We start from the raw sequence: 14,678 nt of genomic DNA, 5'->3' as shown, positions 1-14,678 counted from the left end.
GGTCCGAACAAAGCAATTCCGTCGCTTATATGCATATTTGTGTATTATTATACAACTCTGGTTATATAAATACAACACTCTATCATCAATTTCACATGGATTTCCATCCAATCCGAACATATCTTTTTTAACATCCGGGACGAATAGGTATACATCTGTTAAAATACGTATTAGTAGGAAACATTACAATCAGGGTCTCATTCATAACTAACCTGCTAATCAAGGACATATGAATAGATTCATGATGGTTATTATGAGACGTGGGGGACTATAGTGCATATCGAATCCATTTTACTTATTGTACTCCTGGGCCTGAATATTATTTTTGCCGCAGCAGTCGTTTTCTTCGAACGGAAGGATGCTAGCGCTTCCTGGGCTTGGCTGCTCGTCTTGAACTTTATTCCGGTGTTTGGGTTTGTACTTTATCTTCTAACCGGTCAGAACCTGACCCGATACCGGCTTTTCCAATGGAAAGAACGTAAGAAGCTCGGGCTAGAGGAACGTATTGAAGCCCAGCTCACGCAGTTGCACGATAACCGCACCCCTTTCCGTAACCATGCAACCGAGAGTAGCCAGGATATGATCTATATGAACCTGAAGCAGAACGGTGCTCTGTTAACAGAGGATAATGCGGTCGAGATCATTACGGATGGAACAGACAAATTCCAGCGGCTCTTGGACGACATCGAAGCAGCTCAGGATCACGTGCACGTACAATACTACATTTATAGAGGCGACCGGCTGGGCAAAAAAATCCGGGATGCACTTATCCGCAAAGCGCGGGAAGGCATCAAAGTCCGATTACTGTATGACGCGCTCGGATCACGGCGGGTATCCAAACGCTTTTTCAAAGAATTGCGCGAAGCAGGCGGTTTGGTTGAAGTCTTTTTCCCATCCAAATTCAGTCTGATCAACTTGCGAATGAACTACCGGAACCACCGGAAGATTGTCATCATCGATGGTAACCTTGGATACACGGGCGGGTTTAATGTCGGAGATGAGTATCTGGGCTTGAACTCGAAATTCGGTTACTGGCGTGACACACATCTGCGTATTCAAGGGAACGCCGTTCATGCGCTGCAGACCCGTTTTCTCCTGGATTGGAATGAAGCGTCCAAGCAACACGATACACCTTATGTTCCCGCGCATTTCCCTCATATCGAGGGCACAGGAAAGATTGCCATGCAGATTGTCTCCAGTGGACCGGATGCAGAGACCGAGCATATCAAGAACAGTTATCTTAAGATGATTAACGGGGCCAAACAATCGATTCTGATTCAAACGCCTTATTTTATCCCGGATGCCAGTGTATTCGAAGCTATTCGTCTCGCGTGTCTGTCCGGCATTGATGTTCGCATTATGATTCCAAATAAGCCCGACCATGCTTTCGTATATTGGGCTACGTTATCTTATATTGGTGAGTTGTTGAAGGTTGGTGCCAAAGTATTTATATACGACAATGGTTTCATTCATGCCAAAACGCTTATCATTGACAGTTTGGTTGCATCTGTCGGAACCGCCAATATTGACTACCGCAGTTTCCGGTTAAACTTTGAGGTTAATGCTTTTATGTACGATGAGACGATTGCGACAGCACTTGTACATACCTTTGAGCATGACGTGCATGTATCGCGGGAGATGACGCTTGAGGAATACAAAAAACGCAGTCTGATCATCCGCTTCAAAGAAGCGATTTCCCGTCTGCTGTCTCCGATTCTGTAATAGTAAAAAAGCAGGCACATCCTCTTCCGCTATTTCGGAGAAAGGAATGTGCCTGCTTTTTTTTTGATGAAGTCATATCTTATTAAACCTGTATGGCTCACTCACTAGTTTTTACACCCGTTCAAACATGTTCTCCCCGCTTAAAGCCTTCGCCAAGCACTTCATGCGCGTTACTGATAATGACAAAAGCTCCAGGGTCCACAGACCGGATCAACGCTTTGAGTCTAGGAACCTCATTTTGCCCAACCACGACCATCAGTACTGTTCGTTGATCGTCAGTGTAACCACCTTTGGCTTCCAGTTTCGTCAATCCGCGATCCAAGTCATCCAGAATCACTTTGCTAATCGCTTCCGTCTGGTTGGAGATAATATAGGCCACCTTGGAAAAGCCTAGACCCATCTCAACGGCATCGATTACTTTACCGGTAACATACAACCCAATCAGCGCATAGAGAGACTGTTCCAACGATAATACAAATGCAGCCATAATAATAACAGTGGCATCCATAATCACAACACAGAGAGAGTAGCTGAGCCCACTGTATTTCTGCACGATTCTGGCAAGAATGCTCATGCCGCCTGTTGATCCTCTACCCCGGTATACAATTCCAATCCCTAGACCAACGCCAATCCCACCATACAGTGAACCAAGGAGCGGATTCGTTGTTGGAATGGCCCAATCCTTCGTGAGATAGACTAACAGTGGCAGGACAATACTTCCCAGTACTGAGCGAACACCATACTGCTTGCCAATGAGCAGGAAACCCGCGATCAGGAGCGGAATATTAATTGCCCATTGGGTGTATGCCGGCTCCAGATTTAGCCATTCCTTACCCAGGATCGATAACCCGGACACCCCACCCGAAGCAATCTGATTCGGTAATAAAAATAAATTAAAGGCCACTGCGATTAAAAACGAACCTACAATGATGGATACCGTATCCACTACGTTCCTCCATGGGCCATTGAGTGGAATGAGGCTAGTTATCCTCTTTTTGCGGTTATTGTGAAGTTGTGATCGTTGTTGCATGTCATCTTGCTCTCCTTTTGTCTGTAAACTCAAAAAAAGCTCCTGTACACACCAGCATACGCCTACACGTATGGGTCCATACAGGAACTTATATTAATCGGTTTCTACTTTAATCTGGCTACGCAAATAACCATCGATGAATGCATCGAGGTCGCCGTCCATTACTGCCCCTGTGTTTCCAGTCTCTACACTTGTACGGTGATCCTTTACCATACTATAGGGATGGAACACATAGGAGCGAATCTGGCTACCCCATGAAATATCCGACTGATCTCCTCGGATTTCATCCAGCTGTTGTTTTTGCTCTTCAATTTTACGCTCATACAATTTCGAACGGAGCATCGTCATCGCACGCTCACGGTTCTTGATCTGTGAACGCTCATTCTGACACGTTACAACCACACCTGTCGGAAGGTGAGTAATCCGCACGGCAGAGTCAGTGGTATTGATATGCTGTCCACCCGCGCCACTTGCCCGGTACGTATCGATCTTGAGATCCTCTGTGCGAATGTCCAATTCAATCGTATCATCAATCTCCGGTACCACATCACAGGATACGAATGACGTATGTCTACGGCCCGATGAATCAAAAGGAGATATCCGCACCAGTCGGTGTACACCCTTCTCGGCTTTCAGATAGCCATAAGCGTTATGTCCCTTGATCGACAACGTAACACTTTTGATCCCAGCCTCATCACCTGGCAGATAATCCAGTACCTCAACCTTGAAACCACGCTTCTCAGACCAGCGTGTATACATCCGGAGCAGCATCTGTCCCCAGTCTTGAGACTCGGTACCACCCGCACCCGGGTGAAGCTCCAGAATCGCATTCATCTTGTCGTACGGCTGATTCAGGAGTAGTTGAAGTTCGAACTCTGCAACCTTGTTCACGATCGCTGTAATACTGTTACCAATCTCGGATGCGAGGTCTTCGTCGCCTTCTTCGTCCGCCAGCTCAATCATCATCACCGCATCATCATAATCTTGTTGAAGTTTGGTGTATTGATCTACAGATCCCTTTACCGCGTTTAACTCAGCGATTACGGATTGTGCCTTGTCACTGTCGTCCCAGAAATCCGGGGCAGACATCTTGACTTCGAAGTTGCCGATCATCTCTTGCTTCAGATCTAAGTCAAAGAGACCCCCTAAGGTTTGTTAGTTTCTTGCCTATTTCACGCAGGTCATGCTTCACGTTTGGATCGATCATGTGCAATTCCTCTTTTCATTAAGATAAGCTCCCCGCATCCAGGGCATTCCTCCAGATCAAGTATCCGATGCGCCACCTGGTGTTGAGATTACTGGTGTATCAGTATATCTCTTCTCCGTGATCATGGTCATATTATTATAACTATGCACCATTAACCGGTTTTGCATCCTTCACTTCATCCTATGGAATACCCGGCTGCGAGGAGCCGTTCATGTCATGCTATTTAAGTTGAGCCAGCATTCTTTACACCATATCACTCCGATTGCAGTAGCATCTTCCGATCGCTCTTATCCCCAGATTTTCTTAATCCCCTTACAAAAGGGTAAAATCCGGGGATAAAGGCGAACGCTCCGCTTCTTCAGATTGCTTCTGCACTCTCCGTTATGGTGTAAAATCAAGGTTCAACTTATTACACTATAGTGTATATAAAAACCATTGTACTACTCTTGACCGTGGCAATGTTTGAACTTCTTGCCACTACCGCATGGACATGGATCGTTACGTCCGATTTGGTCAGAAACCTTCACTGGACGTTTCTCAGCAGGCTCACCGCTTGTCGAGATCTGGCTTTCCTCAACAACCGCTTGACGCTCCTGATTGCTCTCGATCTGCGCTCTCATCACATATGTTGCTACTTCTTCCTGAATCGAAGCGATCATCTGATGGAACATCTCGAAGCCTTCAAACTGGTACTCACGCAGTGGATCTGTACCGCCGTAGGCGCGAAGATGGATACCTTGACGCAATTGATCCATCGCATCAATATGATCCATCCACTTGCTGTCTACTGCACGGAGCACAACCACTTTCTCGAACTCACGAACCATCTCTTCGCCAATTCGCTCTTCACGTGCATTGTACTTGTTCTGAACTTTCGTAAACAGGAACTCAATGATCTCCTCTGCTTCCTTGCCCCACAGATCATCTTTTGTTATCGAACCATCATCCAGCAATTTGCTGTTCATGTAGTCGGCAACTTCCTGCAGCTCCCAGTTCTCCGGAATATCGTCACTGCAGTGTGCTTCAACGATGCGTTCAATGGATGGCTTGATCATATCCATAACGATCTGTTTGATATTCTCGGATTCCAGCACCTCACGGCGCTGTTTATATATAATTTCACGTTGTTGGTTCATCACATCATCATACTGGAGAACGACTTTACGCACGTCAAAGTTGTTACCTTCAACACGCTTTTGCGCTGATTCTACTGCACGGGTAATCATCCGGCTCTCAATCGGTTGGTCCTCTTCAAAACCAAGGCGCTCCATCATGTTCAATACATTGTCTGCACCGAAACGTCTCATCAATTCATCACCGAGTGACAGGTAGAATTGTGTTGAGCCCGGGTCACCTTGACGTCCCGCACGACCACGCAGCTGATTATCAATCCGGCGTGATTCGTGACGCTCTGTACCGATGATATGAAGGCCGCCTACTTCAGCTACGCCTTCACCCAAGATAATATCCGTACCCCGTCCAGCCATGTTGGTTGCAATCGTTACTGCACCCGCTTGTCCAGCTCCTGTGATGATCTCTGCTTCTTCCGCATGGTACTTGGCGTTCAGTACCTGGTGTTTTACACCACGGCGTTTGAGCATGTCAGACAGGCGTTCCGAGTTCTCGATAGATACTGTACCTACCAGAACCGGCTGGTTCTTACTGTGGCGTGCCACGATCTCTTCTACAACGGCATTGAACTTGCCATCGATGCTCTTGTACACGACATCTGCCATGTCATCCCGTTTGTTCGGAAGGTTGGTTGGAATTTGCAGTACTTCGAGACCGTAGATTTTTTTGAACTCTTCTTCCTCGGTTTTCGCTGTACCCGTCATGCCCGCGAGTTTACGGTACATCCGGAAATAGTTCTGGAAGGTAATCGTAGCAAGCGTCATGCTCTCATTTTGTACTTCAATGCCCTCTTTGGCTTCAATCGCTTGGTGCAATCCATCACTGTAACGACGTCCAGACATCAGACGACCTGTGAATTCATCGACGATCATAACTTCCTCATCACTGACAACATAATCCACGTCACGACGCATGATTACGTTGGCTTTCAAGCCCTGTACGATGTGATGGTTAAGTGTAACATTGGCATGATCATACAAGTTCTCAATACCAAATGCCTTCTCTGCTTTTGCCACGCCCGCCTCAGTCAACGCTACGGATTTCACCTTGATGTCTACCGTAAAGTCTTCTTCAGGAACCAGACGCTTCACAAAACGATCTGCTGAATAGTACATGTCCGTCGATTTCTGAGCTTGTCCAGAGATAATGAGCGGCGTACGCGCCTCATCGACCAAAATTGAGTCCACTTCGTCAATGATACAGAAGAACAATGGACGTTGTACCATTTGCTCTTTGTACAGCACCATGTTGTCACGCAGATAGTCAAAACCAAATTCGTTGTTCGTTCCGTACGTAATATCACATGCATAAGCATGTTGTTTCAAAGCATGGTCCATACCGCTCAGGTTAACCCCTACCGTCATGCCCATGAATTCGTAGATTTGTCCCATTTCCTGGCTATCCCGCTGTGCCAAATAGTCATTGACCGTAACCACGTGTACGCCTTTGGACATCAATGCGTTCAGATATACCGGAAGTGTTCCTACCAGTGTTTTACCTTCACCCGTTTTCATCTCGGAAATACGGCCTTCATGCAGAGCGATACCACCCAGCATCTGTACATCGTAGTGACGTTTGCCCAGTACACGGCGTGATGCCTCACGCACGGTTGCAAATGCCTCTGGAAGAAGTTCATCTGTCGTTTCTCCCTTTTCAATACGAGCACGGTATTCGTCCGTTTTACCTTTCAGTTGTTCATCAGACAACGCCTGAAATTGTGGTTCCAGTTTATTGATCACATCGACCGTCTTCATCAGACGTTTAACATCACGTTCGTTCATGTCGCCGAAGATCTTTTTGACAAGTCCTAGCATGGTATACCCCTTTCGTGCAAAACAGAATAGACCCCCTGTTGCCGCCACGCGACACCATCGGATGGATGTTGCATCCACTTGCCCGGGGGTGACAAACAATATGATTTGAGCTTAATGAAGATTACACTTCGTCAACTCAGTTGCCAGAATGTCCTTTCGATCGCTGTTATCCCCTGATTTCTTTTAAACTCTCTTCTCAGAGGGGGAAATCAGGGGATAAAGGCGAACGCTTCGCTTCTACAGGTCATTTCTGCCCTCTTCGTCATCCCTGTAAAAATCAAATTCAAATCATATACTAATAAGTAATATGATGAATCAACTTCAGGCTTGCCAAGGGTTCCTCATGAAGCTGATTCGGTATTCTAACGGATTCGGTTATTAAAAACTAGCCGAAGCCCGAGCCTTGCGAATCATGTTCATGGTGCTGTGCCTGTCATTGATTATGATTAGCGATCATTCGTTGACAATTCTCCATCAGGACAATGATTCTCTTTGCATAAATTGTAACAGTTTGTAAGGGTCGCCGCAACACGCCACGGCACACTTCTTTGAACTTCTGAGACATATCAAATTGAGTTTAAGTGCAAAAAATCATAGTCGTTAGCAGAAGCCATGGATTGCCATGTTTGATTTTGCACGGTAGACCGCCCTGTCAACGAATTTTGATGGTAAATTTGGATGTAAATCTCAATATCCAGTTCTCGAATGCATGTGTACGAATATTTTCGTAACCATCTGAATCTGGGTCGTATGATTGCACAGTTTGTGCTTCTTCTTACTATCTATTAGACGCAGCAGCATAGGGAATAGTTTCACCATTTTATTTCCAAAGGTCATTTTCCCAGCCCCTTTATGCACAAAAGAGCCCCATCCCTAAGGGATGGAAGCTCTTGTTAAGTCTAATCCAGGAAACTACAGTTCCTGTGTTCATTATTATTAGATATTATACCCAAGTCCGATCCGATGATCTTGTACGTTAAGATTAACCTTGTTCGATCAATCCGTACTTACCATCGTTCCGTTTGTAAACAACGCTAACTTCTTCACTGTCAATGTTGGAGAATACGAAGAAATTGTGGCCAACCATGTTCATTTGGAGGATTGCCTCTTCCACGTCCATTGGTTTCAACATAAAGCGTTTCGTCCGTACAACTTCCAGATCATCTTCATCCGTGTCCGTATCCAGTTCAGCTGTAGCTACAGTGCCTGTTGGATCTTCAACGAAGAGCGTTTTCAGGCTGCCTTCCTGGCGGAACTTACGGTTAATTTTTGTTTTATGTTTGCGGATCTGACGTTCCAGCTTGTCTACCACGGAGTCAATGGATGCGTACATATCGTCGCTCTCATCCTCTGCGCGGAGCACAATGCCTTTCAAAGGGATCGTCACCTCTACCGTATGCAAGCCTCTCGTCGTGCTCAATGTAACAGCACCGTCAGAGTTAAGGGGTGCATCGAAATACTTCTCGAGTCTACTCAACTTTTTGTCGACATAATCCTTCAAAGCATCAGTAACCTCGATTTGTTGACCTCGAATACTTAAATTCATAGGGCACTCCTCCTTTTTCCTTTGCCACTTCATTATAACACGAATGTAAGCGCCATGTAAAAACTCCAGGTGACCGAATAATGACATCTGTTCAAGCCACATCTGCCAACGTAGGCATAACGCCATATTTCGCGATATTCCGGCATATTCAGCCATAATCGCAAATTTACATGCTATGTCTTATTAGGCGCTTGATGATGTAATTAACCCATTTTGAGCTTGCTCAATCTATTATGTAAAATGAACTTCAATCTATCTCTTAAATCTATCAAATTCTTAAGAATAATGCTCCTCGGATGATCCTTAAATCTCGAATCTATTAGAACAAAAAAAGACCCCGGAACGTACCGGAGTCTGATGCTAGCGATAATTCAATTTGGTAACCATCTAACCATATATGTAGGTCGGATTGTCCGGATGATTATAATTTGATTACGTTAGCTGCTTGCGGTCCACGCGCGCCTTCGACGATGTCGAATTCTACGGATTGACCTTCTTCCAAAGTTTTGAATCCTTCGGATTGAATTGCGGAGAAATGTACGAATACGTCGCCGCCGTCTTCAGTTTCAATGAAACCGTAACCTTTTTCTGCGTTGAACCATTTTACTTTACCTTGCATGCACTAACATTCCCTTCGTCATCAAATGAAGTGAAGCTTTTGGCCTTAACCTTAGCCCACAATTCAGATAATACCATCCAAAGTTATCCACTGTCAATTGGAAAAGTAAATGTTTTCTTGGAATTTTTTGTAGATTAATTGGGGATTGTGTTGAACGCTGGGATATCTTGAATATATCAGTTTATTGGAGAGTTGATAAGTCGTGGGAGCTAAGATGAAATGACCTAGTTTAAGATATATTATCAGCAAAAACACCCTTCACACAATCCTACTGACAAATCAGTTTAGTCGAGGGTTGCATGAAGGGTATTTGTATGTTGCTTATTTTTTCTTGTCCATCAAAAAGCTATCTGGCGTATAGCTCGACTCGTAAGCATTTCTCTGTGTCTTGGCCTGACCACGCTTATGCAACCAATCCTGTGCTTCCAGTCGCAAAACGTTCATACGTGCTACAATCTCATGATCATTGCTTAAGAGTTGTTCAATTTCCATCTTCTCAATTAAACTTGCGGCCTGTAATGCGAACTGTTCAGCGAGTCCATCAATAATGATCTGACGTTCCTCAACAAAAGCTTCAAGCTGTTCATAATTCGCTTCATACAATATATCCATTATAGTTCTCGTTAGCTGCTGCAGCTGAGTCATGTACGTCAATTTATCCATGAGCACTTTCAGTAGAAACAGGTGACGCTTCTTGCCCTGCAGCAATTTTGGAAGCCTGTAGCCACGTTTCACGAAGATCCGTTAAATATCCCACTGCTTCTTCGGCTTTGGTCACATCTTTACGAATATTCGCTTCCACAAGCAGATAATTCGTATATTCATATAGTGAGTATAGACTCTTCGAAATATCATAAGAACGATCCAAGGTACTCATCAGTTCACTAACAATGGTTTGAGCTTTTCCAAGATTCAGATTCGCCTTCTCATTATCCTTCTGTGCCAACCCATCCATAGCCGTCTTGACAAAACGAATTGCCCCGTCATACAACATAATAACCAACTGCGCAGGGTTCGAAGTCTGAACCGAGGATTGACGGTATTTATCATAAGGAGATGTAATCAAATGGTCTCACCCTTTAAATTAAGATAGTCCCATACTGGACAAAAGACTCGACGACTGTGTTTGCAATTTATTCATCGCTGATTCCATCGCAGAAAATTGCTTGTAATAGCGATCTTCTGTCATTTGAAGGTTTCTTTGCATCGTTAGTATCCGACTATTATAACCTTTAAGTTGTTTCCCAATGACACTTTCCTCTTTAAAAGTACTCGTTAAATCCATCGAGAATTTATTGGTACCCGCGCGAGCAGAAATCATATCTAAAGTGCCTGTAATGCTATTGGTCAATTTATTGAAGATGCCTGAATCCGGAGCATTGGCGGAACCTTGAAATAGATCAATAGTAAGTTGTGGGTTAGCACTTATAGCATTTTTCAGCTTCGTCTCATCCGCTATTACCAGCTTACCGTTCTCCATATAATTTCCTGTAGTAATACCAATTGCATTAAGACTTCCAAGTTTCTCCGTAATTGCTTCTCTCATTTTCGAGAGAACACTTGTGATTATGTCGTTATTTTTGAATAAACCGCTTTTGGCCTTCTCTGTCCAACTATCAATTTCGCCTTCTTTCAGTTCCTTTTTTTGTTCATCTGACAGAGGCTTAAAGTCACGATACTTAGTTTCATTAACTTTGCTATTAAGGGCTTTTATTAAATTATTGTAGTCCTCTATGAAACCCTTGATAGATTCCAGCGCCTTATCCGGATCACTTTGGGTTTTAACATTGGTAGGAACATCTGTACCGCTACTATTAGTAACGTCCAATAATGTAAGTTGAACACCGTTGATAGTGAAAACGTTACTAGTAACGTTTTTTATAGGTTCACCATTAATTGTGACTTCTGCATTCTCACCTTTAATAACCTCTTTGATCGCATCCGCGCCCTCGGCAAAAGGTACAGCTCCCTTGAATAAATTCAAAAATTCGTAGGAAGCTCCGCCCATCTTCACTTCTCCACCATTATTACCGGTGATCGTTAGTTTACCGCCATCGACTTTTGCAAACACATTAGCATCTGTTTTTGAATTAATTGCTGATACTACTGCATCTATTGAGGTCGAAGCATCGAATGAAAAGTTACTCCCATTAATGCTGAAACTGTATATTTTGGCTGGAGCACCAGGTTCTGGATCTTTACCATCCAACATCTTCTGCAATTCAGCAAGTGTTTGAGTATTCGATACCGTTCCCCCCGCTCCATTCGTTTCTACCACTGTTTTTTTGGAAAACAGCGCCAATAATGAATTACTTCCAGCCGGAGTTGCAACCTCTACCTTCCCTGCATCCCCTCCAACTTTAGATGCAATCGACAGCTTTCCAGTTATCTCATCATAACTTGCGACAGCATTGGCTTTTTCATTGGAATTGATTGTTGCTATCATAGAAGATATAGATGTCATACCATTAAATAGTGAATTACCCGCACTATCCTTAAAGCTCACTCCATTAATGGTAATGTCAAAACCTTTCTTAAGATATGCAGCTTCTTCTTCTTCACTAAGCTCTGACAATGCGATACCATCTAGCTGTGCCAGTGAAGTTGAACTAGGTACGCCCTGGCCTAAGCCAGGAGTCTGAAGTGTGGTTTTGGTCGCAAGTTTAGTTACACTGACCTTCATATCCACTCCGGTTGCCGTAGCAGTAGCTTCGGCTTTTACTGCGTTTGTGTTTCCTGTAGTCACAGCTTTATTCGCATTTAGAGAGTCAGACTTTTTATATTTATCGTTCAGCTTGTTTGTACGAAAATCGTACAGCACACTGTTCAGTTCACGATATCCTTCTCTGGTCCACTGTAATATTTGCTTATCCTGATTAAGTTTATCTAGCGGTACCCGCTTCGTTGCCATCATGCTCTTGACCATACTATCAATATCCATGCCAGAAAACCCATTTATTCTTGTAACCAAATCAGCACCTCCAAATGTTAGATTTTCTCGTCCACCAGTATACCTGCTATTTCCATCATTTTAGCGACAAGATCCAGCGTTTTCTCTGGGGGAACTTCACGAATTAATTCGCCGGTATCTTTATTAAGTACCTTCACCATAATATCATGCGTCTTCTCGTGGATGCTGATCTCCAGCGTGGTCTGAGGTCCTTGTAGAGACTTCACTGCTTGTTCAATCGTTCGAATAAGCTGTTCTTCAGCTACAGATACGTGCGAACCTTGCTTCTCCCCCGTTCCTTTAATATCTTGAATTGGAGAAAATGGTTTTACCTGTGATATCGGTTCTGTGCTGTGACTGCTCTCTGTACCGCTAGACTTATTTATTGTAGAACTAGCAGTAAGTGAAAACTGTACATTCATTATCCTGACCTCCAGCGACGCTCATTTATATTATATATCGGTTTCATTCAGGGATAATTTAGGATTTTATAGCTGTCAAGCGAAAAAAAGAAAAAAGCTCCGGGATTTCCCGGAGCTTTGGTCATACAAGAAGAAATTAACGAAGCAATTGCAGTACGCCTTGTGGTTGTTGGTTAGCTTGTGCCAACATTGCTTGTGAAGCTTGAGCAAGAATGTTGTTCTTCGTTTGAGCCATCATTTCTTTAGCCATGTCCACGTCACGAATACGGGATTCAGCTGCACTCAAGTTCTCGGAAGCTGCACCCAAGTTATTGATTGTGTGTTCCAAACGGTTTTGCATAGCACCCAGGTTACTACGTTGGGAAGAAACTTTTTGCATAGCGTTTTGAACGGTTTCAATTGCAGTTGCCGCACCAAACTTGCTGGAAATATCAATCTTTTTAACACCAAGAGCATCTGCACGCATATCTCCAACAGAGATAAATGCCGTTTGACCAGCGTTCGCACCGATTTGGGTCATGATGGAGTTAGCCAGATCACTACTCGCAGCTTCATCTTTACCAAATACAAAAGTCATACTTTCTCCGACTTTCATGTTCACATGTAAATCGCCAACTGCTAATGTAGTTGCGCCACCATTAAGAACTGAACCGTCAAAAGTAAGTAAGTCTTTACTTGTGATTGCAATGCCAGTAGAATCTTTACCGTCTGGTCCAATGATTTTATAATCATCTGGATCGAATCCTGTAGCTGCTGGATCAGAAACGCCAGTTCTTACAATCATGTAAGCCCCATCAACCTTGGATTGTGTTCCAGTCGCACCTGATGTACCCGCAGCCTTATTCAAATTTTCCAAGGCTGCAGAATCAATTTTAACACCGGAGTTATTGTTAACTTTTGCTGTACCAGCTACTGCTTCAGTTACACCTTTAGCAGAACCGTCCAACAATTTCTTCGTATTGAACTCTGTAGTGTTACCGATACGGTCCAACTCAGTAACCAATTGTTTAACTTCGGATTGAAGTTCTTTACGGTCAGCATCTGTGTTTGTATCATTTGAAGATTGAACAGAGAGCTCACGCATACGTTGCAGAATGCTGTGGGTTTCGTTCAATGCGCCTTCAGCAGTTTGAATCAAAGAGATCGCATCTTGTGAGTTTTTGGAAGCCATGTCCAAACCACGGATTTGACCACGCATTTTTTCGGAGATTGCCAGACCGGCAGCATCGTCACCGGCACGGTTGATACGAAGACCGGAAGACAATTTCTCGATATTTTTGTTTGTGTTTGCAGTGTTAGTAGTCAGTTGACGATGAGTATTCATCGCTGCGATATTGTGGTTGATAATCATTTGGTATTTCCTCCCTGAAATTGAGTTAGTTCCACATCCATGTGGTAAACGCCGCGACATTAAGGTCGGCCGCCCTGCCGAAGCAGCGTCTAAATTATATATCGACAGAAGAGGATCAACTGTTTATAGCAAATTGGAATTTTTTTATTCTTTTTTAGTACTATCATTCCGCAAGCGTTCCATAAACGCTTCAACGTTGGCTGTCAGAGGTGTTGCAGACTCACGATTGGTCTCCTGGATTGATGCATAAATCTCCTGACGAAAGATATCGATATGCTTGGGTGCAGAGATTCCGATTCGCACGGTATCCCCTTCTACAGCGAGCACAGTGACCTCAATATGATCCTGAATTACAATAGACTCGCCCTTTTTTCGTGATAATACCAGCATGTCAGACTCCACCCTTCGCTGAGTTTGCTTCATCTTCTGCCCATATGAGATGACGTGTCTCATAGCTGGATTGATGGAGTACAACTTGCTTACCCACACGATTTTCGGGATTAAGCACAACTGGCGCAAGTAGATTCATTGTAGATTTATTTGTTTGAGAATGGATTGTAACTATAGAGTACACCGATACCTGATCCACGATGCCCATCTCTTCCTTATCTACCTCACTCAGTTCAAAACTATAATCAGATACAAACGTAAATGGACTCACTAACAAGAAAGATAAATCGGGTTCTTGCAGCGACTGTAAGTAACTGAACGGTGTACCCTCCCATGGAATTAAGGCAAATTCCGTCTCGTCTTCAAATCCCGGCAGACCTTTCGGAAACTGATATACATCGTCCCCACTAACCTCTACTTCTCCCCACGTGCTTGTATGAATAATAATACCAAACGCCTCCTTGGCGAAGAATTTATGCAAAAAGAGCCATAGCGG

At 43.9% G+C, this 14,678-nt stretch carries 13 protein-coding genes; 1 reads left to right on the top strand and 12 read right to left on the bottom strand.

From position 1 onward, the window contains the following. Positions 1–273: 273 nt before the first annotated feature. Positions 274–1,722, top strand: a complete 1,449-nt coding sequence (cls, locus tag AC6CIF_RS09025) for a cardiolipin synthase (RefSeq protein ID WP_498199145.1) — start codon at positions 274–276, stop codon at positions 1,720–1,722. A gap of 121 nt (positions 1,723–1,843) precedes the next feature. Here cls and AC6CIF_RS09020 read toward each other — a convergent pair whose 3' ends face one another. The 12 genes from AC6CIF_RS09020 to fliW form a co-directional block, all read right to left on the bottom strand. After that, on the bottom strand, positions 1,844–2,752 hold the full coding sequence (locus AC6CIF_RS09020; RefSeq protein ID WP_145324344.1) for a YitT family protein: 909 nt from the start codon (positions 2,750–2,752) through the stop codon (positions 1,844–1,846). Positions 2,753–2,845: 93 nt separating this feature from the next. Beyond that, a protein-coding gene (gene prfB, locus AC6CIF_RS09015) for a peptide chain release factor 2 (protein WP_145324346.1) occupies positions 2,846–3,959 on the bottom strand; the annotation gives its coding sequence in 2 pieces (ribosomal slippage) (positions 2,846–3,886 and positions 3,888–3,959; 1,113 coding nt in all). Between the two features lie 440 nt (positions 3,960–4,399). Then, entirely contained in the window at positions 4,400–6,904 is a 2,505-nt protein-coding gene (secA, locus tag AC6CIF_RS09010; protein ID WP_498199143.1) for a preprotein translocase subunit SecA, read from the bottom strand. Between the two features lie 982 nt (positions 6,905–7,886). After that, the gene (gene hpf / locus AC6CIF_RS09005; protein ID WP_498199142.1) at positions 7,887–8,450 is read right to left on the bottom strand and encodes a ribosome hibernation-promoting factor, HPF/YfiA family; all 564 of its coding nucleotides are present in this window, start codon (positions 8,448–8,450) and stop codon (positions 7,887–7,889) included. Positions 8,451–8,871: 421 nt separating this feature from the next. Beyond that, positions 8,872–9,069 (bottom strand): cold shock domain-containing protein, encoded by a 198-nt coding sequence (locus AC6CIF_RS09000; RefSeq protein WP_024631599.1) that lies wholly within the window; start codon positions 9,067–9,069, stop codon positions 8,872–8,874. 321 nt (positions 9,070–9,390) lie between these two features. Then, the gene (fliT, locus tag AC6CIF_RS08995; protein ID WP_498199140.1) at positions 9,391–9,714 is read right to left on the bottom strand and encodes a flagellar protein FliT; all 324 of its coding nucleotides are present in this window, start codon (positions 9,712–9,714) and stop codon (positions 9,391–9,393) included. A 10-nt stretch (positions 9,715–9,724) separates the two neighbouring features. Then, the gene (fliS, locus tag AC6CIF_RS08990; protein WP_491103703.1) at positions 9,725–10,135 is read right to left on the bottom strand and encodes a flagellar export chaperone FliS; all 411 of its coding nucleotides are present in this window, start codon (positions 10,133–10,135) and stop codon (positions 9,725–9,727) included. 18 nt (positions 10,136–10,153) lie between these two features. Continuing rightward, the gene (fliD, locus tag AC6CIF_RS08985) at positions 10,154–12,040 is read right to left on the bottom strand and encodes a flagellar filament capping protein FliD (RefSeq protein ID WP_498199138.1); all 1,887 of its coding nucleotides are present in this window, start codon (positions 12,038–12,040) and stop codon (positions 10,154–10,156) included. Between the two features lie 17 nt (positions 12,041–12,057). Continuing rightward, complete coding sequence (locus AC6CIF_RS08980) at positions 12,058–12,441, bottom strand: flagellar protein FlaG (RefSeq protein WP_498199136.1); 384 nt, start codon at positions 12,439–12,441, stop codon at positions 12,058–12,060. 136 nt (positions 12,442–12,577) lie between these two features. After that, on the bottom strand, positions 12,578–13,792 hold the full coding sequence (locus AC6CIF_RS08975; RefSeq protein ID WP_498199135.1) for a flagellin N-terminal helical domain-containing protein: 1,215 nt from the start codon (positions 13,790–13,792) through the stop codon (positions 12,578–12,580). Positions 13,793–13,936: 144 nt separating this feature from the next. Beyond that, a complete protein-coding gene (gene csrA, locus AC6CIF_RS08970) occupies positions 13,937–14,182 on the bottom strand; it encodes a carbon storage regulator CsrA (protein WP_498199133.1) in 246 nt (81 codons plus the stop codon). Between the two features lies 1 nt (position 14,183). Further along, a complete protein-coding gene (gene fliW, locus AC6CIF_RS08965) occupies positions 14,184–14,663 on the bottom strand; it encodes a flagellar assembly protein FliW (RefSeq protein WP_498199131.1) in 480 nt (159 codons plus the stop codon). Positions 14,664–14,678 lie beyond the last annotated feature (15 nt).

It is taken from the genome of Paenibacillus sp. GQ49 (assembly GCF_059759055.1).
Note: the sequence above shows the minus strand (reverse complement) of the source record. Positions and strands in the feature narration are given on the sequence as shown.

Excerpts from the sequence above, each read along its gene's own strand:
- hpf (WP_498199142.1), bottom strand. The coding sequence starts at position 8,450 with ATGAATTTAAGTATTCGAGGTCAACAAATCGAGGTTACTGATGCTTTG.
- fliT (WP_498199140.1), bottom strand. The coding sequence starts at position 9,714 with ATGACTCAGCTGCAGCAGCTAACGAGAACTATAATGGATATATTGTAT.
- AC6CIF_RS08980 (WP_498199136.1), bottom strand. The coding sequence starts at position 12,441 with ATGAATGTACAGTTTTCACTTACTGCTAGTTCTACAATAAATAAGTCT.
- AC6CIF_RS09000 (WP_024631599.1), bottom strand. The coding sequence starts at position 9,069 with ATGCAAGGTAAAGTAAAATGGTTCAACGCAGAAAAAGGTTACGGTTTC.
- csrA (WP_498199133.1), bottom strand. The coding sequence starts at position 14,182 with ATGCTGGTATTATCACGAAAAAAGGGCGAGTCTATTGTAATTCAGGAT.
- secA (WP_498199143.1), bottom strand. The coding sequence starts at position 6,904 with ATGCTAGGACTTGTCAAAAAGATCTTCGGCGACATGAACGAACGTGAT.
- AC6CIF_RS08975 (WP_498199135.1), bottom strand. The coding sequence starts at position 13,792 with ATGATTATCAACCACAATATCGCAGCGATGAATACTCATCGTCAACTG.
- AC6CIF_RS09020 (WP_145324344.1), bottom strand. The coding sequence starts at position 2,752 with ATGCAACAACGATCACAACTTCACAATAACCGCAAAAAGAGGATAACT.